Here is a 26018-nt window from a genome sequence, read left to right on the forward strand (position 1 = left end):
TCAGCCCTTCACGGCGCCGTCGGTCAGACCGCCGACCGCCTTGCGCTGCAGGAAGACGAAAAGGATCAGCACGGGGACGGCGAACATCGTGGAGGCCGCCATGGTCGCGCCCCAGTCGTTGCCGAAGGCCGTCTTGAAGGAGGACAGCCACAGCGGGAGGGTCTTGCCCTCCTCCTTGTTGACGATCAGGACGAGCGGGAACTCGTTCCAGGCCGTGATGAAGCCGAACAGCGAGGTCGACATCAGGCCGGGCGCCAACAGCGGGAAGATCACCTTCACGAAGGCCTGGGTGCGGGTGCAGCCGTCCACCATGGCCGACTCCTCCAGCTCCTTCGGCACCGCGGCGATGAAGCCGCGCAGCGTCCAGATGGTGAAGGGCAGGACCATCATCATGTAGAAGAACGTCAGCGGCAGCAGGCTGTTCAGCATGTCGTTGTCGCGCGAGATCATGTAGACCGCGATGGTCATGACCTCCCAGGGGGCCATCTGCGCCAGCATGATGACCAGCACGAAGGCCTTGCGGCCGCGGAACTTCATCCGGGCGATGGCGAAGGCCGCCAGGGTCGCGATCACCAGCGAGATCAGCACCGCGCCGACGGTGACGGTGACGCTGTTGGTGACGTACGTCCAGAAGTCCGGGGCGTTCACCGCGGTGGTGAAGTGGTCGAACGTCGCGTCGAAGGGGACGAAGACCGGCGTCTTGCTGATGATGTCGCGGTCCTGCTTGAACGCGGTCGCGATCATCCAGTAGACGGGGAAGATGAAGAAGACGATGAGGACGACCGCGATCACGTTCGGCCAGGTACGTCCGAAGAGAGAGCGCCTCACAGCTCGTCCTCCTGCTTGATCATGATGCGGAAGTAGTACGCCATCAGCACCCCCAGCATCAGGATGGTGAGCACCGCGATCGCGGCGCCGACGCCGTAGTGCTGGCTGCCCGAGCCCTCCAGGAAGGCGTGCACGGGCAGGGTGCGGGTCAGCTTCTCGGGGCCGCCGCCGTTGATCGCGTAGACCTGGGTGAACGACTTGAACACCCAGATGACCTCGAGGAAGGTCGTGGCCAGGAAGAACGGCTTCAGGTTGGGGAAGATCACCGAGCTGAAGATCTTCGAGGAGCCGGCGCCGTCCATCCGGGCGGCCTCGTAGAGCTCCTTGGGGATGGTGGTCAGGCCGGCGTACATGTTGAACGCCACGAACGGGATCGACATCCAGACGATCAGCAGGATGACGACGAAGAAGGTGGAGTACTCGTCGCTCATCCAGTTGTAGTCGGCCATCGAGTGCCAACCCAGCTTGTCCAGGAACCAGTTGACGACGCCCCACTGCTCGTCGAACAGCCAGGTGTAGACGGTGGTCGCGGCGACGACGGGCATGGCCCAGGCCATCAGCAGCGCGATCGACAGCGCCAGGCGCATCTTCTTGCCGAGGTTGTTGAGCAGCAGGCCGATCAGGGTGCCGCCGACCATGATCAGCACCACGTTGATCAGGGTGAAGGCGACGGTGCGACCGGTGACCGACCAGAACTCCGGGTCGGACAGCTGCTCCTTGTAGTTGTCGAACCCCGTCCACTCGGTCAGGTGCATCACCAGCTGGCGCCGGTTGAGGTTCTGGAACGACAGCAGGACGGTCTTCAGCAGCGGCCAGCCCAGCAGGACGATGGTCGCCACGATGGCCGGCAGCAGCAGCAGGTACGGGGCGAGGCGGGCACCCAGGCCGGGGCCGCCCGCGGATCTGGTGCGCTTCGGCGCGGCGCCCTCGGCCCCGCCGCCGGCGGCACTGGTGTCAATCTCGGCCACAACAGCCTTCCCTGACTCCGGGGACTGTGTCTGCACCCGCTCCGAATGCACAGCCATCGTTCTCACTTCCTCACAACCCGGCCACGACGGACAGGCGCCGCCCACCGACCCCCCGCCGGGGGCCGGTGAGCGACGCCGCTCAATCCCTTAGTTCTTCTCGTTGAGCCGCTTGGCGATCTCGTCGTCGTACTTCTTCGCGGTGGCCGCGTAGTCGCCGCCCTGCAGGGCCGCGGTCAGGAAGTCCTTGATCGGGTTCGGCTTGTTCTCGACGCTGGCCCAGTTCGGGGTGTTCGGGGTGATCCCGCCGACCGCGGCGGCCGTCTGGGCGGCCTTCGCGAAGTCACCGGTGAGCTGGCTGTTCAGCGCGGCCTTGTTCGGGATGTTGCCGGCCGCGGCGACCAGGCCCTCGTTCTTGTCGTTGAGGGCGATCTTCAGGAAGTCCTTCGCCATGTCGGTGTTCTTGCTCTGCGCGGCGATCGCGAGGTTCGAGCCGCCGAGGAACACGCCGGAGGGCTTGTCGGCGGTCTTGCCCGGGATCGGGAAGAAGCCGATCTTGTCCTTCGACAGGTCCTTCTCGTCCGGGAGCTCCCAGCCGAGGGCGATCATGGTGCCGACGTTGCCCTTGGCGAAGACGTCCTTCTGCTGCGGGGTGGCCTCGTCCTTGTCCTTCGGACCGGTGGCCGAGTAGCTCTGCAGCTTCTGGTAGGTCTGGAACGCGGCCTTCGCCTCGGGGGACTCCAGGCCGCCGACCCACTTGTCGCCGTCCTTCTTGGCGATCTTGCCACCCTCACCGGTGAGCAGACCGAAGTAGGTGTACCACTCCTGGCCCGGCAGGTAGATCGGGTCGGTGACGCCCTGGGTGGTCTTCAGCTTGTCCAGGTCGCCGTAGAACTCGTCCAGGGTCTTCGGCGTGTCGGTCAGGCCGGCGGCCTTCCAGAGGTCCTTGTTGTAGGCCACCACGCGGTTGGAGACCCACCACGGGGCGGCGTACTGCTTGCCGTCCAGGATCGCGGCCTCGTTCTGGTTGGCGGCCCAGCCGTCGCCGCCCAGCGCGGACTTGTCCTTGGTGATGTCCAGCAGGCCGCCGGTGGAGGCGTAGCCGGCGGTCTGGGTGTTGCCGATCTCCAGGACGTCGACCGAGCCCTCGGACAGCGCGGCGGTGACCTTCGGGCCGATGTCGGTCCACTCCTGGGTCTGGAAGTCGACCTTGGAGCCCGGGTAGGTGGTCTCGAACTCGGTCTTGACCGCGTCGGTCCAGCCCTTGGGGGCCGAGCCGGTCATCGTCCAGACCTTGAGCGTCTTGCCCTTGTACTTGTCGGCCGCGTTGGAGGACGACGACGAGCCGCCGTCGCTCTTCTTGCCGTCCGAGCCACAAGCCGCGAGACCGACGACCATTGCTGCGACGCCGACCGCCGCGATGAGCTGACGCTTCACGCCATCCTCCTGAGGGATGCCTGGGTTACCCCCGTCGGGCGGCAGCGGCAGACCCGCGCAAAGCGGGAGGAAAAGGTGCCGCGGACCCCTTCGAGCGGGTGGGGGGATTCATCGTTACCGGCCTAGTGGTGTAGACCAGATGCCTGGAGCTTGGCCTAGACCAATGGGCCTGTCAACGGCTGTTCGACCGATCTCGACCACCCGTTATCAAGCCGACACCGCACATCGTTCATCGCGTGATGAGGTATTCGTTCCGCAGCCATACATGCAACGATGTGGTCCGTTAACGATGTGGCGGGGCGGTAGAAGGCCCCGCGAGAAGCGGGAGAACAGGTCCGATGAGCAGCGACGGGGGATCCACCGCCCAGGCCGACGACCCCGAGGTGAAGAACCTCCCGACGCAGGCCGGCACCGACCCGACCGCGCGCGTCCCCAAGTACTACGGCCTCAAGCGCCACCTCCTCCAGCTCACCGAGACCCAGCCCGCGGGCACCCCGGTCCCGCCCGAGCGCGCGCTGGCCGCCCAGTTCGACACCTCGCGCACCACCGTCCGCCAGGCCCTGCAGGAACTGGTCGTCGAGGGCCGACTGGAGCGCATCCAGGGCAAGGGCACCTTCGTGGCCAAGCCCAAGGTCGCCCAGGCCCTGCAACTCACCTCCTACACGGAGGACATGCGCGCCCAGGGCCTGGAGCCCACCTCCCGGCTGATCGAGATCGGCTACATCACCGCCGACGACCGGCTCGCCCCGCTGCTGGACATCAAGCCCGGCGGCCGGGTGCTGCGGATCGAACGGCTGCGGCTGGCCAACGGCGACCCGATGGCCATCGAGGTCGCCCACCTCTCCGCCAAGCGCTTCCCCGCGCTGCGGCGCAACCTCGCCAAGCACAACTCGCTGTACGCGGCGCTGCGCGAGGTCTACGGGGTCACCGTGGCCGAGGCCGAGGAGACCATCGAGACCACCCTCGCCAACCCGCGCGAGGCCGGGCTGCTCGGCTCCGACCTCGGCCTGCCGATGCTCCAGCTCTCCCGGCACTCCTTCGACGCGGACGGCGACCCGGTCGAGTGGGTGCGCTCCATCTACCGCGGCGACCGCTACAAGTTCATCACCCGGCTGAAGCGTCCGGAGTAACCGGAAGCGCCCGGAACCACCGGGCGCCCCCGCTCACCACGGGCACCGGCGCGCACGCCCCACGCGCCGGTGCCCGTTCGCGTTCCCGCCTTCCCAGCACTCGCAGCCGCACCCGCACCCGCACCGCCACGCGCGGCCACGCGCCGCCACACGCGGCCCTTCGTGTCCGGATGGCGGGAAGTTGCGTCAATCCCGGTGACATGGATCACGCGATGCCCTAGATTGCGCAGCCGTACTGACTGCCGATCACCGCTGGTGCTGCTCGGCGGGCTCACGGGGGCACGCGGTGCCCCCGGAGCTGCGGCGCCGACGGGGAACCCTCCGGAGCGGAGCCCACGATGTCGTCTGATCAAGCCCCCAGCGAAGCCGCCATGCCCGAGCCGGCCGGGAGTCCCGTCCCGGCCGTGACCCCCGAGCGGGTGCTGGCCGGGCTCGCCCTGCTCGTGCCGATCGTCGCGATGCTCTGGGTCTCCTCGTACGACAAGACCGACCCGGCGGCGTCCGGGATGCCCTTCTTCTACTGGTACCAGCTGCTCTGGGTGCCGGTGTCGGCCGTCTTCACGGTCGCCGCCTACCTGCTGATCAACCGGGACGAGAAGGCCCGCAAGGCGGCCCGGACGGGCGGTGCGCGATGAAGGACGTCAACGTGCCGGCCCTCGCGGTCTTCGTCCTGTTCTTCCTGCTGGTCACCGTGATGGGCTTCCTCGCCTCCCGCTGGCGCCGCGCGGACGACGCGGCCCACCTGGACGAGTGGGGCCTGGGCGGGCGCAACTTCGGGACCTGGGTGACCTGGTTCCTGCTCGGCGGCGACCTCTACACGGCGTACACCTTCGTGGCCGTCCCGGCGGCGGTCTACGCGACCGGCGCGGCGGGCTTCTTCGCGGTGCCGTACACGATCATCGCCTACCCGCTGGTCTTCCTGTTCCTGCCCCGGCTCTGGTCGGTCTCCCGGGTGCACGGCTACGTGACCCCGGCGGACTTCGTCCGCGGCCGGTACGGCTCCCGGCCGCTGTCCCTGGTCATCGCACTGACGGGGATCCTGGCCACCATGCCGTACATCGCCCTCCAACTGGTCGGCATCCAGGCGGTGCTGGACGTGCTCGGCGTCGGCGGCGGGGAGAACGCCAACTGGTTCGTCAAGGACCTGCCGCTGTTCCTCGCCTTCGGCGTGCTGGCCGCCTACACCTACTCCTCCGGCCTGCGCGCCCCCGCGCTGATCGCCTTCGTCAAGGACGCCCTGGTCTACATCGTGATCATCGTCGCGGTGATCTACATCCCGATCCGGCTGGGCGGCTACGGGCACATCTTCGACGCGGCCGCGCAGCACTTCAAGCAGGCCAAGACCGGCGGGCTGACCCTCCCGGACAACAAGCAGTGGACGTACGCCACGCTCGGCCTCGGCTCGGCGATGGCGCTGTTCATGTACCCCCACTCGGTGACCGGCGTGCTGGCCTCCAAGTCCCGCAACACCGTGCGCCGCAACATGGCGATCATGCCCGCCTACTCGCTGATGCTCGGCCTGCTGGCACTGCTCGGCTTCATGGCGATCGCGGCGGGCGTGGGCAGCGGCGTCAAGGGCTACAACTCCCAGCTGTCCGTGCCGCAGCTGTTCGCGAACATGTTCCCGGACTGGTTCACCGGCGTGGCCTTCGCGGCGATCGGGATCGGCGCCCTGGTGCCGGCCGCCATCATGTCCATCGCGGCGGCCAACCTGTTCACCCGCAACGTCTACAAGGAGTGGCTCAAGCCCGCCGCCACCCCCGCCGACGAGACCCGGATCGCCAAGCTGGTCTCGCTGCTGGTGAAGGTCGGCGCGCTGGTCTTCGTGCTCGGCATGGACAAGCAGGCCGCGATCAACCTCCAGCTGCTGGGCGGCCTGTGGATCCTGCAGACCTTCGTGGCGATCGTCGGCGGCCTGTTCACCCGCTGGTTCCACCACTGGGCGCTGTTCGCCGGCTGGGCGGCCGGCATGGTCTACGGCACCTGGAAGGCCTACGGGCTGGCCAGCCCGGCCACCAAGCACTTCGGTGGCAACGCGGCCGAGATCCCCGGCATCGGCGAGATCGGCTACATCGGCCTGACCGCCTTCGCGCTCAACCTGATCGTCGCGGTGGTGCTCACCCTGGTGCTGCGGGCGGTCAAGGCCCCCGACCTCCCGGACGAGACCAAGCCCTCCGACTACAGCGCCGAGGCCGGCGACGACGAGCTGAAGAACGCGCCGGAGCCCGTAGCGGCGCACTGATTGGCACTGCGCGCGCCCTGTGATCGCGCCGCCTTCTCCGTGAACACTGGAGGAGGCGGCGCGATCATATGTATGAACAGGCGTGCACGCCGGGCACCACCAGACCGGACCGGCATCCGGCCGGAACCCGATCGACCCGAACCCGAACCCGAACCTGATCGACCCGAACCTGATCGACCCACGGGGAGCTCGCGGCCATGGCAGAACTCGGCACCACCCTCAACGGCCAGCACCAGTCCACCCAGAGCCCGCACCAGAGCCCGCACCAGTCCGTCCAGGGCGTGCACCACCACGTCCCCGCCCACCGCCCGGCGTCGGCCACCCGGCTGCCGTCCGTGCTGATCGCCACCCGGCACGGCGAGTCCACCGCCAACGTCGAGTTCCAGCTGGCCGAGGCCGCCGGCGCGCTCAGCGTCCCGATCAGCTGCCGCGACGCCGACATCCCGCTGTCGCTGCGCGGCCGGCAGCAGGCCCAGGCGCTCGGCCGTTGGTGGGCCGCCCTGCCCGGCGCCGACCGCCCGCGCAGCGTCTGGTGCTCGCCGTACGTGCGCACCGCCGAGACCGCCCGGATCGCGCTCGCCCAGGCCGCCGGGCTCGGCGCCGTGCCCGTCACCCTCGCCGTCCGGTACGACGAACGGCTGCGCGACCGCGAGCTCGGCGTCCTGGAGATGCTCCCCAAGGCCGCCATCGAGGCCAAGCACCCGGAGGAGGCGGCCCGGCGGCGCAAGATGGGCGAGCTGTACTACCGCCCGCCCGGCGGCGAGTCCTGGGCCGACGTCGCCCTGCGGGTGCGCAGCCTGCTGCGGGACGTCTGCGAGGAGGACGCCGGACGGCCCGTCCTGCTGGTCGCCCACGACTGCACGGTGCTGATGCTGCGCTACGCGCTGGACCGGCTCGACGAACAGCAGCTCACCGCGCTCGGGCCGGTGCACAACTGTTCCACCAGCCTGTGGCGGGCCAAGGACGGGCGGCTGCGGCCGGACGGGTGGAACGGGGTCGGGCACCTGGGCGTCGAAGGGGCCTAGCCAGTCAGGCGGTCAGGCGGTGGCGACCGCCGGGTCGGCGAAGCAGCGCCGGTAGGCCAGCGGCGTGGTGCCCAACCGGCGGCCGAAGTGGTGCCGCAGCGCCGCCGCGTTGCCGAAGCCGCAGCGGGCGGCGATCGCGTCCACCGACTCGGTGGTGGACTCCAGCAGCCGCTGGGCCAGCAGCACCCGCTGCCCCACCAGCCAGCGGTGCGGGGTGGTGCCGGTCTCCTGCTGGAAGCGCCGGGCGAAGGTGCGCGGCGACATGTGCGCCCGGGCGGCCAGTTGCTCGACGGTCGCCTCCTGGTCCGGGTGGTGGCGCATCCAGTCCAGCAGCGGGGCCAGCGAGTCCCCGCCGCCCTCCGGCAGCGGACGGTTCACGAACTGCGCCTGCCCGCCCTCCCGGTGCGGCGCCACCACCATCCGGCGGGCGATCCCCCGGGCCACCTCGGCTCCTTGCAGCTTGCGCACCAGGTGCAGGCAGGCGTCGATGCCGGCCGCGGTGCCGGCCGAGGTGATCACCGGGTCGTCGTCCACGTACAGCACGTCCGGCTCCACCACCGTCCCCGGGAAGCGCCCGGCCAGCTCGTCGCTGTGCCGCCAGTGGGTGGTGGACCGGCGGCCGTCCAGCAGCCCGGCCGCGCCCAGCACGAAGGCGCCGCTGCAGATGGACAGCACCCGGCCGCCGTCCGCCACCACCCCGCGCAGCGCCGCCAGCAGCGGCTCCGGGTACCGCGCGCGGATCCCGGAGGCGGTGACCACCACGAGGTCCGCCCCGGCGAGGCGCTCCGGGCCGTACGGGACGTCCACCGAGAAGCCGGAGTGGGTCGCGTGCGGCCCGGGGTGGGCGCCGGCCAGCGCGAAGTCGTACCCGGGCAGCCCGTCGGCGGTGCGGTCCAGGCCGAAGACCTCGCAGGCCACCCCCAGCTCGAACGGATGGATCTCCTCCAGCACCACCGCGACCACGTTCCTCAGCATGCCGATCAGGATGCCCCGGCGGGCCGGGCGCCGGGAAGGGCCCGGCTGGCAGGATTTCGAGGCAACGCGGCGTTCCTGCCACTCGTGGGCACCGGCACCCCCCGGCCACAGTGGTGGCCATGGAACCCGGCACCCTCGCAAGCGCACTCGCCCTGGCCGGCACCGTAGGCGGCTTCGGCCTGCTCGGCGCCCTCATCGGCCGCGAGCTCTCCCACGGCCCCGCCGCCGGCCGCGACAACCACCACCGCGCCGGCGGCTACCCCGCCGACCCGCACCGAGCCGACCGGCTGTACGGCACCCTGCCGGCCGCCTCGCTGCGCCCCTCCGCCGACCCGGCCACCCTCCCGGTCCGCTCCACCCCCGAGATCACCACCCCGCACGGCTCCGGCACACTGACCCGATGGACTACCTCATCCGCCACGCCCTCCCCCGCGACCTCGAAGACGCCGGCCGGATCACCGTCGACGCCTTCGTCGGCGACGGCTACACCCGGCCCACGAGCGGCTACGTCGAGCTGCTCCGCGACGCCGAGCGCCGCTCCCGGGAGGCCGAACTCCTGGTCGCCGTCGACCCGGCGGGCGAACAGGTCCTCGGCTGCGTGACCTTCGCCGTCGGCGGCACCGAGTGGGCCGACATCGCGACCCCGCGGGAGGGCGAGATCCGGATGCTCGCCACCGCCGCCGCCTCCCGCGGCCGAGGCGTCGGCGAGGCCCTGGTCCGCGCCTCCGTCGCCCGCACCCGCGAACTCGGCCTGGCCGGCATGGCGTTCTCCACCCGCCCCGAGATGACCGCCGCCCACCGCGTCTACGAGCGGGTCGGCTTCCGCCGCACTCCCGAACGCGACTGGGCGCCCTACCCGGGAATGGACCTGATGGTCTACACCATGGCCTTCTGACGCCCCGGCGGCAGCGCGCCGGTCATCCCCGTCCCCGGTGACCGGCAGACGATCAACAGGCGTCTTTTGATATAAACCACAGATCAAGACGTGTCTTTGACACGTCGCGACAGTCGATCGACCCGGGGGGACGCACCACATGGACGACGGGCCCAGCCTCGGCGCGCCCGGAAGCGGCCCCACGCTCCAGGACATGCGCGAAGCACGGGGCGTCGAGCCCCCGGCCACCAGCCGCTACGCGATCCCCGCGCCGGTCCCCGAGCCGCGCGGTCCCCTGCCGCCCTCGGTCCGCTTCAAAGCGGTCGACGGACTGCGCGGCCTCGCCATCGTCTCCGTGCTGCTCTACCACACCGACTGGTTCCAGAACGGCCTGTTCGGCGTGGACGTCTTCTTCGTGCTCTCCGGCTTCCTGGTCAGCCTGGTGCTGATCCGCGAGCTGGACCGCACCGACGGCATCCGGCTCGGCGTCTTCTACCGCCGCCGGGCCAAGCGGCTGCTGCCCGGACTGCTCGCCACCATCACCCTGGTCGTCGGACTGTCCGCCCTGCTCAGCCCGCTGCGCGACGTCAAGGACCTGCGCCCGCAGGCGCTCGCCGCACTCGCCCAGGTCGCCAACTGGGCCCAGCTGTCCCGCGGCGACGCCTACTGGCAGCACTTCGCCTCGATCGACCCGCTGGCCGCCATGTGGTCGCTCAGCATCACCGAGCAGTTCTACGCGCTCTGGCCGGTGCTGCTGCTCGTGGTCTTCGGCCTGTGCCGCCGCTCGCTGCGCGCGACCGGCATCGCCACCGCCGTGCTGTTCGCGGCCGCCGCGGCGGTCGCCCCGCTGATGTGGAACGGCGACAACAGCGACCGCCTCTACCTCGGCACCGAGACCCGCGCCGTCGGCTTCGCGGCCGGCGCCACCGCCGCCTTCGGGGTCTACCTGTGGCTGCGCCGCAAGGTCCGCGCCACCGCCGACGGCTCCCGTGCGGCCCAGCGCGGCGGAGCCGCCCTGCCCACGCTGGTCGGCACCGCGGCCCTCGGCGGCCTGGTCTGGGCCAGCCTGTCCGTCGGCACCTACCACGAACCCTGGCTCTACCAGGGCGGACTGGCCGTCGTCGCGGCGCTCGCCGCCGTGCTGACCGCCTCGCTCTGCCACGACCGCGGCCCCCTGGTGTGGCTGCTGTCGCTGCCCCCGCTGCGGCTCACCGGAACCATCTCGTACAGCCTCTACCTGCTCCACCTGCCGGTGTACTGGCTGCTCCAGCACTACGTGGACGACATCTCGCCGCAGAAGCTGCTGCTGATCGGCGGACCGCTCTCCTGGGTGCTGGCCTGGCTGCTGCACACCGGCACCGAGAAGCTGCGGGTGCTGCGCTGGCGGGCCTTCCCGGCCGTCCCGCTGCTCGCCGTCACCACCGCGGTGGCCACCGCCGGGGCCTGGTACCTGCCCGCCTGGGTCACCCACGACATGCGGTCCGGGCCGAGCGGCAAGCCGATGGTCCTGGTCCTCGGCGACTCCTTCGCCCAGGACCTCGCCACCGGCCTCTACCGGCACGGCGACCGCTACCGGGTGGTCGACGGCGGCATCAGCGGCTGCGGGGTGTTCGACCCTGACAAGGTGCGCACCACCTCCCAGGTGGAGTTCGACACCGAGCCGGACTGCCGGGACCGGGCCGCCGTGTGGGACCGGCAGCTCGCCTCCGCCGCCCCGCAGGCCGTCGTGGTCCACCTCGGCTGGGACGCCGCCGAGCAGCACCTGGACGGCACCTGGCTCAACCCCTGCGACGACGACTACCGCACCCGGTACCGCACCCAGCTCGCCCAGGCCATGGAGCAGATCCACCGGCGGGCACCCGGGGCCCAGGTGCTGCTGATGAACGAGCGGGTCGAGAACGGCGCCATCAGCAAGGCCTGGGGCACCTGCTACGACCAGCAGATCTCCGACTACGTGAAGTCCGCCGGCGGCACCGTCCGGCTGGTCGACCTGGACACCTTCTACTGCCCGTACGACACCTGCGCGTGGAAGGACAAGGACGGCCACTGGATCACCCCCGCCAACGACGGGGTGCACCTCACGCCGGCCGGCATGCGCTTCGTGACGCCGTGGCTGGAGAAGCAGATCGCGGACGCGCTGGCCGGGGTGCAGCCGGACCACCCGGCCGCCCCGGCGCCGACGGCGACCCCCACGCCGACCCCGACGCCCACGCCGACCCCCACGGCCTCCCCCACGCCGACGCCGACCACCGGCAAGCCCACCACCCGGCCGACCACCGGCAAGCCGGCCCACACCCCGACCACCAGGGCGACGGCAGGCGAACCCCCGGCCCGGCAGTAACCGGGCCCGGGGCTGCCGGTCCCGCGTCGTGCGCCCGGCAGGCTCCGCGCCGAACCGGCCCTACGCGGGCGGGACTTCGTAGGTCTGCGAGAAGCAGTCGCGGATCGCCTTCTCGGAGCCCGCGCGCCCCGCGTAGTCCATCCGCGGGGTGTCCGGGGTGATCGGCAGGGTCGGGTCGATGCCGAAGTACAGCGACCAGAAGTACACCCCGCTCAGCTTGCGCTGCTGGGCCACCTGGCAGACCGCGGTGAACCAGGCGGCCTGGACGGCCTCGTTCACCTCGGTCTTCCTGTAGTACTCACCGGGCGTCTTGTACGCGCCCTTCTGCGCCGGGATGCCCACCTCGGTGAGCTTGGTGGCCGGCTGCGCGCCCTTGCCGCGCTTGTCGAGCCACGCGTTCCAGCTGGCCTCCAGCTGGGCGATCGGGGCGTCGTCGTCGGCGTTCTTGGCCGGCGGGTAGGCGTCCACACCCGTGACGTCGGCGGGCACCGCGATCGGCGCCTGGGACCAGTTGTCGAAGTTCGCGTCGTACGCCAGCTCGCCGTGGAAGGTCTTCCGCGCCTGCTCGATCAGCCCCGGCCAGTGCGCGTCGCCCTCCAGCGAGTTGAACTCCGTGCCGATGGTGAACTCGGCCGCGTTGTGCTCCTGGGCGGCCTTCAGGTACGGCTCCAGGAAGGCGGCGTAGCTGGCGAACCAGGCGTCCCGGTCGGTCGGGGCGATGTTGCCGCGCCACTTGAGGGTGTTGAGGTAGTCGAACACCTCCTCGTCCATGATCGGGCGCACGGTGGTGCGCAGTCCGGCCCGGTGCGCGGCGTCCAGCAGCATGGCGAGCCGCTCCGGGGTGGGCGAGGTCGGCCGGGCGGCGACGGCGTTCGACTTGGTACCGGTGGTGTAGTACGGGAAGGTCACCGACAGGGAGTTGGCGTTCAGGCCGACCACGTACTTGACGATGCGGTCGACCTTGCCCTGGACGAAGTTGTCCGGGTCCGCCGGGTCGTCCAGCCAGTACACCTGCACGCCCCACTCGGGGCTCCCCTTGGTCCACGGGCGGGCCACCTTGGGGCCGGTGTCCGCGACCGGCGGCGCGTCCTTGCCGAAGCCCCAGACCCGGCCCTGCTCGGTGGGGGCGGCGAAGTGGACGGTGGTGGGGCGCTGGTGGTCGAACCGGATCGGGTGGTCGCCCCACACCACGGGGACGGCCACGGTTATGGCGACGACGATGGTCGGCAGGATGAAGATGGCGGGGCGCTTCAAGGGTCGTGACTTCCGATCAGGCCGGCTTGGCGATGACGACGAACTTGTTCTCCTCGCGCTTGAGGAACTTGATCAGCCCGCGCAGCCCGCCCCAGCCCTCCAGGAAGGAGAACACCGGGATGCAGGCCACCACGACGATCGGCTCCCACCACTTGCGCCGGTGGTTGGCGGAGGCGACCACGTTCAGCCGCAGCCCCTCCCAGTAGGTCCAGATCACGTAGGCGAAGTTGATCGCCCACAGCAGCACCACGGACTGGGTGACCGGTGAGGTGTTCCAGGTGCCGGTGAACCAGGCGACCAGCAGCACCAGGCCGACGTGCTGCAGCGGGCCGAGGACCCAGCTGACCATGCCCATCCCGATGAACAGCCGGTACCGCAGCGGGATCGTCTTGTTGAAGCAGAGCGCGACCAGGCCCCAGGCCCAGCGCTCGCGCTGCTTGAGGAAGTCCTGGACGCCGGCCGGCGAGGCGCCGTAGCAGCGCCCGTTGAACCAGTCGCTGCGGCCCGGGTAGCGCTGGCAGAAGTTCAGCGCCATCTGGGCGTCCTCGACGATGGTCTTCGGCCCGAAGTCCCAGCCGATGGTGGCCTCCACCGAGGAGCGCACGATCAGCAACTCGCCGTGGACGCCGGCGATCGGGGTGCCGGTGCCGGTCATCGCGCGGAAGCGGGCGATGTCGTCGGCCGGGCGGATCGCGTCGGCGAGCCAGGTGAAGGTGGAGACGGCGTTCTCCCGCGGGTACGTCAGGATGCCCTGCGCCATGTGCTTGGCGTCGTCCCCGGCCCGGCGCTGCCGGTTGACGAACTGGGCGACGGCGGCGGCGGTGTCCGGCCCGACGCCGGTGTCATCGTCCATGTGCAGCACCCAGACGTCGTCCTGCGCCTCGCCCTCCTCGATCCGCAGCTCGTGCGAGTAGTGGTTGGCGCGGGCCTTGAACTTGGTGCCGTTGGCCGTCTCGTACGCCTTCGGCACGGTCACCACCCGGATCAGCGGGTGGCGGTCGGCCAGGTCGTCGATCTTCTCGGCGGCGGCGCAGCCCTCCTCGGTGAGGATGTCCACCCGCATCCAGGGGAAGTACGGCGGCAGGTGCTCGACGTACGAGAGCACCGAGCGCTCCAGCGCCGGGTAGGTGTCGTGCCGGCCGATGGTCGGCACCAGCACGATCAGGAAGTCGTCCTCGGCCGGTGCCGGCGGGGTCATCCGGCCCACCTGCCGCAGCCGTCGGCGGACCATCAGCACCCCCTGGAAGCCGATCAGCACGCCGAACACCGGCATGCCCCACAGGATGGTGATCGCCCAGCCGAGCGGGGTCGGGTTGGGCACGTACGCCCAGATCGAGAAGGTGAAGATGATCGCGAAGGCGATGTAGAACGGCAGTACCCGGGGCTTCCACGACATCTGCCGCTCGGCGAGCCGGGCGGCCTCGCGGGAGGTGGTGAGCACCGTCCGCGCGGGGGCTGTCGCTGTCATGGCGGAACTCGTTCCTCGTCTGGTCTCGGTCCGGCCCCCGGACGGGGCTCGGGTGGGTGGTGGGCGGTCAGGCCTGCGGCGGGCGGTTCACCGGCGGGGCGTCGGCGGGCGGCGGCACGACCGGGCCGGGGGCCACCGGGCCGGGCGCCACCGGGCCCGTGGTCGGCTGGCCGGGCGCGGGCCACTGCTGCTGGACCACCGTCGGCTGGTACGCCGGTGCCGCCTGGGGCGGCGGCTGCTGGGCGTACCCACCCGGCGGCGGCACCTGCTGGGGCTGGGGTTGAGGCTGGGGCTGGGCCGGCGGCCACGCGGCGGGCTGGGGCTGCGGCTGCTGGGGCTGCGGCTGCTGGGGTGCGGCCGGCTGCTGGTGCCACGCCGGCTGGGCCGGCGGCTGCTGGTGCCACCCGGGCTGCGGCGAGCCGTACGGCGTGGGCTGCGGGGCGACCGGGGCGGTCTGCCCGACCTGCCAGGGCGCCCCGGCCGGGGCGGCCTCCAGCCGGTCCCGCCACGAGGAGCGGGCGAGCAGCGCGATCAGCGTCGCGGTGACGACCACGCCGAGTGCGAAGGTCGCGAGCTTCAGCCAGCCCTCGGTCGTCCCGGTGAACCACTCCCGCTGCGGCTTGTCCAGCAGCGCACCGGTCAGGCTGCGCACTCGGTTGTAGCCCTCGACCAGGGCCACGCCCGCCGCGACGCCGAGCGCCCAGTTGCGCCCGCGCAGCAGCAGGAGGCCGGAGAGCAGGTACAGCAGGCCGTAGTTGAGGCTTCCGGTCTCGGCGTCCACCGAGGTCCCGCCGTAGTAGAAGATGCCCTTGAGGTAGGTCGCGAAGCCGACCTGCCCGAAGCAGTTGTAGGCCGCCCAACCGAGCAGCACCACGCCCCAGCCGACCGCCAGGCCACCGGCCCCACGCATCGGACGCGCCTGTGTCATCCCGCACCCCGCCCCTTCGGCCTTCTCCCGACCGTCCGCCCCGCCCTCGGTTTCGCCGCCACAGGATGCCACACGGCACAACGGACCCGGAATTCAACCCGTTCAACGGATCCCGGCGGCGGGTCCCGGCCGCGGATCCCGGCGGCTCAGCGGACGTGCAGCCCGCTCCAGTCGATGCTCCCGCCGGAGCGGCCGGAGCCCCCGGTGATCGCCAGCGGGCTGTGGTAGGTGGCGTTGACGTCCGCACTGGAGTTGCCGGGCTGGTCCGGGGCCAGGTTGTCGGCGGTGAGCGCCTGCCCCCAGACCGTCCAGATCGTCCAGGGGGTGCGCCGCAGGGTGTCCGGCTGGCGGGAGTTGACGGGCACGGCGAAGGACTCGGCGAGCATCCGCGGCTTGTCGTAGGCGGCGAGCCCGTCGTAGTAGCGCTTGGTCCACACCTCGCCGGTGCCGATCGGGTGCGCCGGGCTGCCGCTGTAGTCGTCCACCCCGACCACGTCGACGTACTGGCCGCCCGGGTAGTAGTCCCACGGGTCCACGCCCGGGGCACCGTCCCAGGACACCGGCGTCCAGACGAACAGCAGGTTGTGCAGGCCGCGGGTCTCCACCAGGTACTTGTAGGTGATCCGCCACAGCGCCTGGTAGTCGGCCGGCTTCTGGCCTGCCCACCAGAACCGGCTGGCGCAGTCCTTGACGTTCATCTCGTGGTACGGACGCAGCAGCACCGGCACGTCGTGGGCGGCCAGGTACTCCAGGTGGTCGGCCAGGTAGGACAGGTCGGTGATCAGCGCGCGGTACTCGGGGGTGTCGCCCGCGGCGTCCACGACCCGGCCGAACCAGCCCGGGTCGGTGGCCGCCGGGGAGTTCGAACAGAGCACCCGGTCGAAGGACTTGACGTCGGATCCGGGGTAGGGCTCGTGGAAGGACATGCCGACGATCCCGGCCGGGGCGCCGCCGTTGTCGGGCAGTTCGGTGGTGCTGCCGTCGCAGTTCTGCTGGACGCCGGCGCTGTCGTAGGAGCCGTCGTCCGCGCGCGGGTGGCCGGACCAGACGGCGGCCATCAGGTCGACGGCGTCGTCGGTGTACTGCCAGCCGGCCCGGCAGGTGGGCCAGCGGCCGGCCGAGTAGGAGCGCGGGTTGCCGACGCCCCAGGCGTTCTGGCCGTAGCCGGGGCCGAGGTCGGTCTCCATGAAGCCGGGCAGCCGGCCGGTGAGGTCGGCGGCCTTCTTGTAGTAGTAGCCGACCTGCTTGGTGCCCCGGTAGTCGCCGTACCCCGGGTTGTCGCGCTCGTTGTGCGCCTCGACGTGCTGGCCGATCACCGTGCCGCCGCTGTGCCCGGTGCGGGCCTGGGCCTCCAGGTCCGCCAGGAACTGCTGGACGGCGCGGGCGTTCGGCGAGGCCTGCGGGTCCCGGGCCAGTAGGTCCCGGCCCACGTCCGGGGGCAGGGTCCGGCCGGGGGCGCCGACCGACACCGGCACCCGCACGGGCGGTGCGATGTCGGCCCGGCCGTCGCGGTCCAGCAGGACGAGGCTGCCCGCCGCGACCACGATGCCGGCCGCGGCCAGGACGGCCGACTTGCCGCGCAGGGCTCTGGGCAGGGCCACGACCGCTCCTCCGGTTCTCGCCGGTACCGACCCCCACGGACGCAACCGGAACACGCGTACGACTCACTCCGACGAGAGCCTGCCACACTCCCCCGGCCCCGGCGAACGGCCCCGGCGAACGGCCGCCGGTGCCGGGGTGTCACGACGGATCAGCCGGCCGGGGCGGCCCCCGGGGTGCCCTGCGAACCGGGCGTGGCGGAGCCCGCCGACTTGGCCCGCTGGAGCAGCTGACCCTTCACGTGCTCGGCGAACCCGGAGGACGCCGCGGTCGCGGTGGCGTCGGGGGTGTTGCCGCCCTTGGCCGTGCCCTCGACGGTGAAGTAGGCGTACCGGCCCAGGCTGCCGTGCGCGCCGGTGCAGCCGGGGTTGGCGCAGAACGCCGGCGCGCCCGGCGCGGGCAGGCCCTTGAGCTGCCCGGTGAAGTTCTTCATCGCGGTCTCGGCCTGGATCTTGTGGTCGAAGACCGCGACGCCGACGGTCACCGCGCTGTCGCCGGAGACGTACGTCGCCCGGAGCACCTTCTGGCAGCCCTGGTCGCCGAGAACCTTGCCGAGCCCGCCGGTGGTGGAGTTGCCGTCCCAGCAGGGCTGGTCCAGCGAGACCACGGTCCGGTTCCAGGTCGCGCCGTTGATCGTCACCTGCAGCGCGGAGAACAGCGCCCCCGCGTCCTGCGGCGCCGGGTCGGTGGCGGCCTCCCAGATCGGCTTCGACGGGTCGTCCGGCTGACCGCCCTGGGACGCGCTCGGCGAGCCGGGGGTCGGCTTGTTCGAGGCGGTGGCGACCGGACCGCCGGCGGCCTTCTTCGGGTCGTCCTTCTTGCCGAGGAGCAGCACGCCGCCCGCGACCGCGCCGCCCACCAGGACGACGGCGGCCACGATGCCGATGACCTTCACCCGGCGCTTGCGCCTGGCGTCGGCCTCGTTGCGGTTGGCCAACGCCTCCCAGTCCGGCTCGACGCGCTGCGGCGGGACCGGCTGGGGCGGACCCGGCTGGGGCGGACCCGGCTGCTGGGGAGGCTGCTGCTGCCACTGCGGCTGCGGAACCGGCGGCTGGACCGGCTGGGGCACCGGCGGGACGGGCTGGGAGAACGGCTGCGCGGGCGGCGCCACCTGCCCGTAGGAAGCCGGCGGCGGGCCGAAGCCGCCGCTCGGCGGTGGTACCGGACCCGGCACCACCGGCTGCTGATTCTGTCCGCCCCCCGGCCCGGCGGGAGGCGTCCCCTGCGGCCCGTGCCCAGGTACGCCAGTTCCGTCGCTCATGCGCCCAGATCGTAGGGCATCCCCATGACGGTCCCTAGGCCCGGTGACCGTTCCGTATCGAAACCAGGACGCGGGGTGCGTCGGGCGGGGCCGTCCGAAGCGCCGGCAGAGGGCTCCGGACGGGCCGTCACGCCGTGCCCGCGGCGCGCCTCCGGGCCTCGGACGGCCACGAACCGTCGCCCGCCCAGGCACCGCCGGTCATCGCACCAACACGCCACGCCGCACTACATGTGGTGTCGCATCGAGGAGACACCACTACATGTATGCTCGCTTCTGCTGTCGATGCAGGGGAACCCGGTGCGATTCCGGGACTGCCCCGCAGCGGTGTGCGGGCGGCTCCAGCAGCCGTACCGCGAGTCCGAGTACCTGCCGAACAGTGTGCGCCACGGCCCTCCCGCAGAGGCCGCGCCGGCACCAGAACGACCCCCTCCGGGCCTCGCGGGCGGGCCGGGGAGACACCTCGCGCGACGCTTTTTTGCGTTCGCGCCGTGCTCCCCTGCCCACATCGGCCCGGGTGACCCCGATCACGCCGCCGATCGCCGCCAGGAGAGAGCGCCTTGACCACCGCTGCCTCAGTCACCCTGCCCACCCAGGGCACCGGAACCGCCTTTGTCGACCCGACGGTCTCCGACCCCGGCGGCGCGCTCCTGCGGCTGCTCACCGACCGCAGCGCCGACCTCACCGAGGTCGACCCCGGCCATGTCGCCGCCGCCGCGCTGCGCGGCCGCCACGCCGGCTCGGACTTCGCCGAGCTGCGCGGGCTGGCCGTGGACGCCGCCGCGTCGATGATCGCCGAGGACCCCCAGTACTCGAAGCTGGCGGCCCGTCTGCTCGCCCTGGAGATCGTCGACGAGGCGAACAGCCAGGGCTCGGCCTCCTTCTCCGCCTCGATCGCCGTCGGTCACGCCGAGGGCCTGATCGGTGACATCACCGCCGCCTTCGTCGCCAAGCACGCCGACACCCTCGACGCGCTGATCGACACCGCGGGCGACGACCGCTTCGAGTACTTCGGCCTGCGCACCGTGCAGTCCCGCTACCTGCTGCGCCACCCGATCACCCGCAAGGTGATCGAGACCCCGCAGCACTTCCTGCTCCGCGTCGCCTGCGGCCTGGCGGTCGGCGACTCCGAGCAGTCCGTGCGCGAGGTCGCCGAGCTGTACGGCCTGATGAGCCGCCTGGAGTACCTGACCTCCTCGCCGACGCTCTTCAACTCCGGCACCCGGCACCCCCAGATGTCCAGCTGCTACCTGCTGGACTCGCCGCTGGACAACCTGGACTCGATCTACAACCGCTACGCGCAGATCGCCCGCCTCTCCAAGCACGCCGGCGGCATCGGCCTGTCCTACTCGCGCGTCCGCTCGCGCGGCAGCCTGATCCGCGGCACCAACGGCAAGTCCAACGGCATCGTGCCGTTCCTGCGCACCCTCGACTCCTCGGTCGCCGCCGTCAACCAGGGCGGCCGCCGCAAGGGCGCGGCCTGCGTCTACCTGGAGACCTGGCACGCCGACATCGAGGAGTTCCTGGAGCTCCGCGACAACACCGGCGAGGAGGCGCGCCGCACCCACAACCTGAACCTGGCGCACTGGATCCCGGACGAGTTCATGCGCCGCGTGAACGCCAACCAGGACTGGTCGCTGTTCTCCCCGGCCGACGTCCCCGAGCTGGTCGACCTGTGGGGCGCCGACTTCGACGAGGCGTACCGCAAGGCCGAGCTGGCCGGCAAGGCCGTCCGCACCATCCCGGCGCAGACCCTCTACGCCCGCATGATGCGCACCCTCGCGCAGACCGGCAACGGCTGGATGACCTTCAAGGACGCCTCCAACCGCGCCGCCAACCAGACCGCGCTGCCCGGCCGCACGGTGCACTCCTCCAACCTGTGCACCGAGATCCTGGAGGTCACGGACGACTCCGAGACCGCCGTCTGCAACCTGGGCTCGGTCAACCTCGGTGCCCACGTGGCCGCCGGCGCCTCCGCCGACGACCTGGTCAACGCCATGGACTGGGAGCGCCTCGACGCCACCGTCCGCACCGCCGTGACCTTCCTCGACCGCGTGGTGGACATCAACTTCTACCCGACCACCGAGGCCGGCACCTCCAACTCCCGCTGGCGGCCGGTCGGCCTCGGCGTGATGGGCCTGCAGGACGTCTTCTTCAAGCTGCGGATCGACTTCGACTCCGCCGAGGCCGCCCGCCTGTCCACCCTCATCGCCGAGCGCATCATGCTCACCGCGTACGAGCGCTCCGCCGACCTGGCCGAGCAGCTGGGCCGCCACGAGGCGTACGGCGAGACCCGCGCCGCCCGCGGCGAGCTGCACATCGACCACTTCCCGACGGCCGCCCCGCAGTGGACCGACCGCTGGACGGCGCTGCGCGCCCGCATCGCCGAGACCGGCCTGCGCAACTCGCTGCTGCTCGCGATCGCGCCGACCGCGACCATCGCGTCCATCGCCGGTGTGTACGAGTGCATCGAGCCGCAGGTGTCCAACCTGTTCAAGCGCGAGACCCTCTCCGGCGAGTTCCTCCAGGTCAACCCGTACCTGGTGCGCGAGCTCAAGGAGCTCGGCGTCTGGGACCAGCAGACCCGCGACTCGCTGCGCGACGCCAACGGCTCGGTGCAGGAGCTCGGTTGGCTGCCGGAGGAGGTCCGCTCGCTGTACCGCACCGCGTGGGAGCTGCCGCAGCGCGCCCTGATCGACCTGGCCGCGGCCCGCATGCCGTACCTCGACCAGAGCCAGTCGCTCAACCTGTTCATGGCCGCGCCGACCATCGGCAAGCTCAGCTCGATGTACGCCTACGCGTGGAAGGTCGGTCTCAAGACCACCTACTACCTGCGCTCGCGCCCCGCGACCCGGATCGCCCAGGCCGCCTCGGGCACCGCCCGCGCCGCCGCGCCCGTGCCGGTCAACACCCCCACGCTCACCCCCGAGGAAGAGGCCGCGCTGGCCTGCTCCCTGGAGAACCCCGAGTCCTGCGAGGCCTGCCAGTAATGACTGCCGACGACCGCAAGATGCTGCTCGACCCCGGCTTCGAGCTGACCCTGCGCCCGATGCGCTACCCGTCGTTCTACGACCGGTACCGCGACGCGATCAAGAACACCTGGACCGTCGAGGAGGTGGACCTGCACTCGGACGTCGCCGACCTGGCGAAGCTCAGCGAGGGCGAGCGCCACCTGATCGGCCGCCTGGTGGCGTTCTTCGCGACCGGTGACTCGATCGTCGCGAACAACGTGGTGCTGAGCCTCTACAAGCACATCAACTCCCCGGAGGCGCGGCTGTACCTGAGCCGTCAGCTGTTCGAGGAGGCCGTGCACGTCCAGTTCTACCTGACGCTGCTGGACACCTACCTTCCGGACCCGGAGGACCGCAACGCGGCCTTCGCCGCGGTGGAGAACATCCCCTCCATCCACCAGAAGGCCCAGTTCTGCTTCAAGTACATGAACGCGGTCGACCACATCGACTCGCTGCAGACGAAGGAGGACCGCCGCGCGTTCCTCCTCAACCTGATCTGCTTCGCGGCGTGTGTCGAGGGCCTGTTCTTCTACGGCGCGTTCGCGTACGTGTACTGGTTCCGCTCGCGCGGCCTGCTGCACGGTCTCGCGACCGGCACCAACTGGGTGTTCCGCGACGAGTCCATGCACATGGACTTCGCGATGTCGGTGGTCGACACCGTGCGCGAGGAGGAGCCCGACCTCTTCGACGACGAGATGGCCAAGCAGGTGACGGAGATGCTGGAGGAGGCCGTCGAGGCCGAGCTCCAGTTCGCCCAGGACCTGTGCGGTGACGGTCTCGCCGGCATGAACACCGACTCCATGCGCCAGTACCTGGAGGCCGTGGCCGACCAGCGCCTCGCGCGACTCGGGATGCCGATCCGCTACGGGTCGACCAACCCGTTCGGCTTCATGGAGCTCCAGAACGTCCAGGAGCTGACCAACTTCTTCGAGCGCCGGGTGTCGGCGTACCAGGTCGCGGTCGAGGGTTCGGTCTCCTTCGACGACGACTTCTAAGACAAGGTCATCCAGCACACAGCGGAGCCGCCCTCGTGGCGGCTCCGCTGTGTGCTACCCGGTGCTTCAGGGGGAGTAGCCCAGGCATGCCCAAGCTCCAACAGCGTGTGATCGACGGCCCGTTCGGACCGATACAGATCAGCCACGACCGCTGGCCATCCGTCATCGCCCGCGTCCAAGGGGCGGGGATGCCCACCGTCACGGTGGTGCCGGACCGCGACCACGGCGCGATGAACGTCAACGGCCAGGCCGTCCCGACCACCCGGAAGTCCCGCACCCGCACGGCAGTTCTGGGCGACCGCACCTACGAGCTGAAGGCGACCAGCCTGCGCAAGGCGGAGCTGCGCCGCAACGGGCAGCTCATCGCCCACGCCTACGGCACGTACCGGTCGTACGCCCCGGGGCGCAGCATCCCGGGCCTGGACGCCAAGGTCACCTGGTCCCACGGCATCGACCCGACAGATGTCGCGGTCGCCCAGGCCATGGTCCTCGCCTTCGGCGCCGGCGCCCCGGGCGCCGTCCTGCGGGGCTTGCTCTTCTGGGTCGACAACTTCAGCTGAGCGAACAGTGGTGCCCCGCACGGCCACAGCCCGTGCGGGGCACCACTGGTACATCAGTCGGCCAAAAACTCCCCAGACTTGACCCCGGCGACGAACGAAGCCCAGGCATCAACCGGGAAGAGAAGAGCCGGCCCCTCCGGATCCTTCGAGTCCCGAACCGGCACGACTCCCACGACGCCTATGGCTATCTCCACGCAGTTGCTCTGCGCACCCGAGAACGATGACTTTCTCCAGATGAGGTCAACAGCCGCACCCTGAGGGACGCTACTCATCGCTGTGCTTTCCTTTCGCAATGCGTTCGATGAACGCAATCGACTCCTTGCGCGGCAGCGACTCGGCCAGGGCCCGTCGGAACAGGTTGGAGTACTTGAAGACCTCGCCCGGCTCCTCGATGTAGAGCGTGCTGAGGAGACTGTCCACATAGACGACATCCGTCTCCGTGCTCTCCGGGAAGCTCAGAATGACGAGTGGGCCGAACAGTGCCGCATGAACATCCGATTCCTCCGGCAGGACCTGGATGTTGATGTTGGGGCGGCCCGCCATGGCGACCAGGTAGTCCAGTTGCTCTCGCATCACCTCCCGTCCACCAATCCGGTGCTTCAGCACGGACTCCGACAGCACGACCCATAGCCGAAGAGGCGATTCGCGCGTCAAGACCGATCGTCGCTCCAGCCGGACCTTCGTCAGCTGCTCGACCTGCTCGACGCTGGCATCCTCTATCTGCGCCCGGACAACAGCCCGGGTGTAGTCCTCTGTCTGCAAGAGGCCCGGAACCAGGAAGGTTTCCACGCTGTAGGCGTCCGAGGCATCAGCCTCCAACGAGATGTAGTCGGCATAGAGCGGCGACAGCGCGTCCGAATATCTGTCCCACCAGCCGCGCAGACGCCCCTCCCGCGACAGCTCCTCCAGCCGGCTACGCACCACCCCGTCCGTCACCTCATAGAGGTCGAGCAGCAGCCGGAGATCCACGAGCCTGATACCGGACTGTGCAGCCTCGATCCGGCTGATCTTGCTCTCGGCACAATCCAGCTGTCTGGCCGACTGAGCCATCGTCATCCGCGCAGCAACCCGCAACTCCTTGAGGGTTCGAGCGAGCCGTCGCTGTCGAACCGTCGGATTCCTGTTCACCGGCACGCGTTGACCTCCCAGCCGTATGTGCGCTGCCAGTCTGCCGCCCTCCGCACGGGACAACAATCTTTGATCGATTCCAAAGTCGAGACTTGCACTCCAGAAGATATGAGGAGCATGCTACTCAACGTAGTCCGCTAGTTGACACATCGTGATCATGGCGGGCTTTCACCGGGCATCCCCATGCCTTCTCCCGCCGCTCTCACCTGCACACTCCAAGAGGTGACCCCGCCATGCGTGAACAGACCTGCTGGCTCCCCCGACACCCCAAGTCCCCCCGCAACGCCCGCCAGGAGCTCCGCGAGTTCCTCCTCCCCCACCCCTCCGCCGAACCCCTCCTCCCCACCGGCGAGTTGCTCCTCTCCGAGCTGGTCACCAACGCCGTCCAGCACGCCCGCACCCCGCGTGGGCGCCTGATCTTCGTCCGTCTCCAGCTGCCCTCCCCCACCACCCTCCGCATCGAGGTGCACGACGCCGACAGCGAGAAGCCCTCGCCCCACCGCGCCTCCCTCACCTCCGAGACCGGCCGAGGCCTGCTCCTCGTCCAGCAGTTGGCGCAGAGCTGGGGCTGCTGCCCGCGCAGGGGCGGCATCGGCAAGTTCATCTGGTGCCACATCACCGCCTCCGCCGAGGCGGTCGCCGCGTGAGCGCCGTCCGGGCCGGGATCAGCGGCATCCTGCTGCCGACCGTCTTCCCCAGCCTCGACCACGCGCTGCCGGTCCTCTGGGACCACGTCCGCCGAAGCCCGGTCCGTGCCGCCCACCGGGACTTCATCCGCCTCTGCATCGGCCCGGGCGGCGGCAACGGCGTCGCGGAGTGCCTCTCCCGCGGCGGCCGCTGGTCCGTCACCCTCTACATCGGCGACATGACCGACTGGACCGCCCACCCGATCACCATCACCACCCACCGCGCTGAATGACGCGAGCGCCCCCGCCCGGATCACCGGGCGGGGGCGCGTCGTCGTCGCACCTGATGTGTGGTCACCCGAACGGGAGGACCGCCGTACTGCGCCGAGCCAGGACGCGCGAGTATTCGACGGCCTCGCCGCTCAGGGCACGGTAGTTGAGCACCGGATCCCCGGCCCTGACCAAGGTGGTCGCACATGCCACGCACCACGGCTGGGGCGGGTCCACATCCAGGTCCTCGATGACCGCCTCAGCGGTTCGACACTCCGCGCAGATCGGCATTCTGCCGGCCCTCCTCGCTGTCTCAGGCCCAGGTGGCCCCGCATGACGTGCAGCCCCAACGGCCTTCCATCGGCTGGTACGTGGCGCTCGACCCGCAGGCTACCGGGCGAGAGGCTGGTGCCGGGGTGGATCCTGACGACGGGATGATCGCCCCCAACCGACCGCACAGGAAGTCGGCCCAGCCGACTTCCTGCGCACACCCCTGCGCCATCCGGCTCGACCGTCAAGGCGCGCAGGGTAAGGCACACCGCCCCGAACTTCCCCGTCCCCGCCCGGCGTTCACGCCGGGCGGGGACGACCGCGTCGCCCGGCATCCCCCGCCCCGGCCTGCCGCCCCGCCGCCAGCTCGGTGTCGGCGGCGGCGAGGATCCGGCTGAAGGTGTGCGCGATGAGGGGCTTCGCCAGGGCCCGGGTGAGGGCCGCGCCGAAGGGCAGGCGGACCTGGAAGGTGGTCGTCCACGCGACCTCCGTCCCCCCGGCGACCTCGGTGAAGGTCATCCGCCCGAGTTCGTGCCGGGACGGCGGCATGCTGCGCTCGACCGTGTAGTCGAAGTCGTACGGCGGGTTGTAGACGGTGACCCGCTCGCGGAACCAGCCGATCGCCCAGGTGTGCACCCGCACCGCCCCCACGCCGTACGGCGCACCGGCGCCCGGCCGGGCCAGTCGGGCCCGGAGGATGAGCGGGGAGCGGGTGTAGTTGGTGGTGGTGGCGCACCAGTCGAACACGTCCTCGATCGGTGCGGCGATGACGCGTCGAACGGTCAGGGTCTCCATGGTCGTTCCCCTCTCTCGGCCGGCCGTGGCGCGGTCGTC

At 70.8% G+C, this 26018-nt stretch carries 23 protein-coding genes and 1 riboswitch; of the genes, 11 read left to right on the forward strand and 12 right to left on the reverse strand.

Annotated features, from left to right (window positions below):
- The 3 genes from ACZ47G_RS08675 to ACZ47G_RS08685 form a co-directional block, all read right to left on the reverse strand.
- Positions 1 to 828 carry a carbohydrate ABC transporter permease gene (locus ACZ47G_RS08675; RefSeq protein WP_380459136.1) on the reverse strand — a complete coding sequence of 276 codons (828 nt, stop codon included), beginning with the start codon at positions 826 to 828 and terminating at the stop codon, positions 1 to 3.
- On the reverse strand, positions 825 to 1853 hold the full coding sequence (locus tag ACZ47G_RS08680) for a carbohydrate ABC transporter permease (RefSeq protein ID WP_465740717.1): 1029 nt from the start codon (positions 1851 to 1853) through the stop codon (positions 825 to 827). Before ACZ47G_RS08680 ends, ACZ47G_RS08675 begins: the two co-directional genes overlap by 4 nt.
- Positions 1854 to 1943: 90 nt before the next feature.
- Complete coding sequence (locus ACZ47G_RS08685) at positions 1944 to 3230, reverse strand: extracellular solute-binding protein (protein WP_465740718.1); 1287 nt, start codon at positions 3228 to 3230, stop codon at positions 1944 to 1946.
- Positions 3231 to 3568: 338 nt separating this feature from the next.
- On the opposite strand from ACZ47G_RS08685, the gene ACZ47G_RS08690 reads away from it, so the two are divergent.
- From ACZ47G_RS08690 to ACZ47G_RS08705, 4 genes are all read left to right on the forward strand, one after another.
- Positions 3569 to 4360, forward strand: a complete 792-nt coding sequence (locus ACZ47G_RS08690) for a GntR family transcriptional regulator (RefSeq protein ID WP_380459128.1) — start codon at positions 3569 to 3571, stop codon at positions 4358 to 4360.
- 338 nt (positions 4361 to 4698) lie between these two features.
- On the forward strand, positions 4699 to 4995 hold the full coding sequence (locus ACZ47G_RS08695; RefSeq protein WP_465740719.1) for a DUF3311 domain-containing protein: 297 nt from the start codon (positions 4699 to 4701) through the stop codon (positions 4993 to 4995).
- Positions 4992 to 6602, forward strand: coding sequence for a monocarboxylate uptake permease MctP (mctP, locus tag ACZ47G_RS08700; RefSeq protein WP_465740720.1), 1611 nt, complete (start codon positions 4992 to 4994; stop codon positions 6600 to 6602). Before ACZ47G_RS08695 ends, mctP begins: the two co-directional genes overlap by 4 nt.
- A gap of 197 nt (positions 6603 to 6799) precedes the next feature.
- Positions 6800 to 7627, forward strand: a complete 828-nt coding sequence (locus tag ACZ47G_RS08705) for a histidine phosphatase family protein (RefSeq protein WP_465740721.1) — start codon at positions 6800 to 6802, stop codon at positions 7625 to 7627.
- Positions 7628 to 7639: 12 nt separating this feature from the next.
- Here ACZ47G_RS08705 and ACZ47G_RS08710 read toward each other — a convergent pair whose 3' ends face one another.
- On the reverse strand, positions 7640 to 8602 hold the full coding sequence (locus ACZ47G_RS08710; protein WP_465740722.1) for a helix-turn-helix domain-containing protein: 963 nt from the start codon (positions 8600 to 8602) through the stop codon (positions 7640 to 7642).
- 400 nt (positions 8603 to 9002) lie between these two features.
- On the opposite strand from ACZ47G_RS08710, the gene ACZ47G_RS08715 reads away from it, so the two are divergent.
- Positions 9003 to 9497: a GNAT family N-acetyltransferase gene (locus tag ACZ47G_RS08715; RefSeq protein ID WP_465740723.1), complete on the forward strand. Its 495-nt coding sequence runs from the start codon at positions 9003 to 9005 to the stop codon at positions 9495 to 9497.
- A gap of 193 nt (positions 9498 to 9690) precedes the next feature.
- The gene (locus ACZ47G_RS08720; protein ID WP_465740724.1) at positions 9691 to 11817 is read left to right on the forward strand and encodes a DUF459 domain-containing protein; all 2127 of its coding nucleotides are present in this window, start codon (positions 9691 to 9693) and stop codon (positions 11815 to 11817) included.
- A gap of 60 nt (positions 11818 to 11877) precedes the next feature.
- On the opposite strand, the gene ACZ47G_RS08725 is transcribed toward ACZ47G_RS08720, so the two are convergent.
- The 5 genes from ACZ47G_RS08725 to ACZ47G_RS08745 form a co-directional block, all read right to left on the reverse strand.
- The gene (locus ACZ47G_RS08725) at positions 11878 to 13071 is read right to left on the reverse strand and encodes a glycoside hydrolase family 113 (protein WP_465740725.1); all 1194 of its coding nucleotides are present in this window, start codon (positions 13069 to 13071) and stop codon (positions 11878 to 11880) included.
- 16 nt (positions 13072 to 13087) lie between these two features.
- Positions 13088 to 14539 carry a glycosyltransferase family 2 protein gene (locus ACZ47G_RS08730; RefSeq protein ID WP_465740726.1) on the reverse strand — a complete coding sequence of 484 codons (1452 nt, stop codon included), beginning with the start codon at positions 14537 to 14539 and terminating at the stop codon, positions 13088 to 13090.
- 67 nt (positions 14540 to 14606) lie between these two features.
- Positions 14607 to 15449, reverse strand: a complete 843-nt coding sequence (locus ACZ47G_RS08735; protein ID WP_465740727.1) for a hypothetical protein — start codon at positions 15447 to 15449, stop codon at positions 14607 to 14609.
- 164 nt (positions 15450 to 15613) lie between these two features.
- Entirely contained in the window at positions 15614 to 17068 is a 1455-nt protein-coding gene (locus tag ACZ47G_RS08740) for a glycoside hydrolase family 26 protein (RefSeq protein WP_465740728.1), read from the reverse strand.
- A gap of 149 nt (positions 17069 to 17217) precedes the next feature.
- Complete coding sequence (locus ACZ47G_RS08745; protein ID WP_465740729.1) at positions 17218 to 18243, reverse strand: flagellar basal body-associated FliL family protein; 1026 nt, start codon at positions 18241 to 18243, stop codon at positions 17218 to 17220.
- A 331-nt stretch (positions 18244 to 18574) separates the two neighbouring features.
- Positions 18575 to 18715, forward strand: a riboswitch (cobalamin riboswitch).
- 193 nt (positions 18716 to 18908) lie between these two features.
- On the opposite strand from ACZ47G_RS08745, the gene ACZ47G_RS08750 reads away from it, so the two are divergent.
- The 3 genes from ACZ47G_RS08750 (at position 18909) to ACZ47G_RS08760 (ending at position 22890) form a co-directional block, all read left to right on the forward strand.
- A complete protein-coding gene (locus ACZ47G_RS08750) occupies positions 18909 to 21314 on the forward strand; it encodes a ribonucleoside-diphosphate reductase subunit alpha (RefSeq protein WP_465740889.1) in 2406 nt (801 codons plus the stop codon).
- Positions 21314 to 22330 (forward strand): ribonucleotide-diphosphate reductase subunit beta, encoded by a 1017-nt coding sequence (locus ACZ47G_RS08755; RefSeq protein ID WP_465740730.1) that lies wholly within the window; start codon positions 21314 to 21316, stop codon positions 22328 to 22330. The genes ACZ47G_RS08750 and ACZ47G_RS08755 overlap by 1 nt, the downstream gene beginning before the upstream one ends.
- Positions 22331 to 22416: 86 nt before the next feature.
- Entirely contained in the window at positions 22417 to 22890 is a 474-nt protein-coding gene (locus ACZ47G_RS08760) for a hypothetical protein (RefSeq protein ID WP_465740731.1), read from the forward strand.
- A 53-nt stretch (positions 22891 to 22943) separates the two neighbouring features.
- Here the strand turns inward: ACZ47G_RS08760 and ACZ47G_RS08765 are convergent, their stop codons facing one another.
- A complete protein-coding gene (locus ACZ47G_RS08765; protein WP_465740732.1) occupies positions 22944 to 23162 on the reverse strand; it encodes a DUF397 domain-containing protein in 219 nt (72 codons plus the stop codon).
- A complete protein-coding gene (locus ACZ47G_RS08770) occupies positions 23155 to 24024 on the reverse strand; it encodes a helix-turn-helix domain-containing protein (protein ID WP_465740733.1) in 870 nt (289 codons plus the stop codon). Before ACZ47G_RS08770 ends, ACZ47G_RS08765 begins: the two co-directional genes overlap by 8 nt.
- A gap of 227 nt (positions 24025 to 24251) precedes the next feature.
- Here ACZ47G_RS08770 and ACZ47G_RS08775 point away from each other — a divergent pair, with 227 nt between their 5' ends.
- Positions 24252 to 24665, forward strand: coding sequence for an ATP-binding protein (locus ACZ47G_RS08775; protein WP_465740734.1), 414 nt, complete (start codon positions 24252 to 24254; stop codon positions 24663 to 24665).
- Positions 24662 to 24937 (forward strand): hypothetical protein, encoded by a 276-nt coding sequence (locus tag ACZ47G_RS08780; protein WP_465740735.1) that lies wholly within the window; start codon positions 24662 to 24664, stop codon positions 24935 to 24937. Before ACZ47G_RS08775 ends, ACZ47G_RS08780 begins: the two co-directional genes overlap by 4 nt.
- A 547-nt stretch (positions 24938 to 25484) precedes the next feature.
- On the opposite strand, the gene ACZ47G_RS08785 is transcribed toward ACZ47G_RS08780, so the two are convergent.
- Complete coding sequence (locus tag ACZ47G_RS08785) at positions 25485 to 25979, reverse strand: SRPBCC family protein (RefSeq protein ID WP_465740736.1); 495 nt, start codon at positions 25977 to 25979, stop codon at positions 25485 to 25487.
- Between the last annotated feature and the right edge of the window lie 39 nt (positions 25980 to 26018).

The sequence above is a fragment of the Kitasatospora sp. NPDC030952 genome (assembly GCF_055571335.1).

What these genes read in the sequence shown, in the direction of transcription:
- ACZ47G_RS08680 (WP_465740717.1), bottom strand. Translation starts at nt 1,853, where the DNA reads ATGGCTGTGCATTCGGAGCGGGTGCAGACACAGTCCCCGGAGTCAGGG.
- ACZ47G_RS08690 (WP_380459128.1), top strand. Translation starts at nt 3,569, where the DNA reads ATGAGCAGCGACGGGGGATCCACCGCCCAGGCCGACGACCCCGAGGTG.
- ACZ47G_RS08695 (WP_465740719.1), top strand. Translation starts at nt 4,699, where the DNA reads ATGTCGTCTGATCAAGCCCCCAGCGAAGCCGCCATGCCCGAGCCGGCC.
- mctP (WP_465740720.1), top strand. Translation starts at nt 4,992, where the DNA reads ATGAAGGACGTCAACGTGCCGGCCCTCGCGGTCTTCGTCCTGTTCTTC.
- ACZ47G_RS08705 (WP_465740721.1), top strand. Translation starts at nt 6,800, where the DNA reads ATGGCAGAACTCGGCACCACCCTCAACGGCCAGCACCAGTCCACCCAG.
- ACZ47G_RS08710 (WP_465740722.1), bottom strand. Translation starts at nt 8,602, where the DNA reads ATGCTGAGGAACGTGGTCGCGGTGGTGCTGGAGGAGATCCATCCGTTC.
- ACZ47G_RS08715 (WP_465740723.1), top strand. Translation starts at nt 9,003, where the DNA reads ATGGACTACCTCATCCGCCACGCCCTCCCCCGCGACCTCGAAGACGCC.
- ACZ47G_RS08720 (WP_465740724.1), top strand. Translation starts at nt 9,691, where the DNA reads ATGCGCGAAGCACGGGGCGTCGAGCCCCCGGCCACCAGCCGCTACGCG.
- ACZ47G_RS08730 (WP_465740726.1), bottom strand. Translation starts at nt 14,539, where the DNA reads ATGACAGCGACAGCCCCCGCGCGGACGGTGCTCACCACCTCCCGCGAG.
- ACZ47G_RS08735 (WP_465740727.1), bottom strand. Translation starts at nt 15,449, where the DNA reads ATGCGTGGGGCCGGTGGCCTGGCGGTCGGCTGGGGCGTGGTGCTGCTC.
- ACZ47G_RS08755 (WP_465740730.1), top strand. Translation starts at nt 21,314, where the DNA reads ATGACTGCCGACGACCGCAAGATGCTGCTCGACCCCGGCTTCGAGCTG.
- ACZ47G_RS08760 (WP_465740731.1), top strand. Translation starts at nt 22,417, where the DNA reads ATGCCCAAGCTCCAACAGCGTGTGATCGACGGCCCGTTCGGACCGATA.
- ACZ47G_RS08765 (WP_465740732.1), bottom strand. Translation starts at nt 23,162, where the DNA reads ATGAGTAGCGTCCCTCAGGGTGCGGCTGTTGACCTCATCTGGAGAAAG.
- ACZ47G_RS08775 (WP_465740734.1), top strand. Translation starts at nt 24,252, where the DNA reads ATGCGTGAACAGACCTGCTGGCTCCCCCGACACCCCAAGTCCCCCCGC.
- ACZ47G_RS08785 (WP_465740736.1), bottom strand. Translation starts at nt 25,979, where the DNA reads ATGGAGACCCTGACCGTTCGACGCGTCATCGCCGCACCGATCGAGGAC.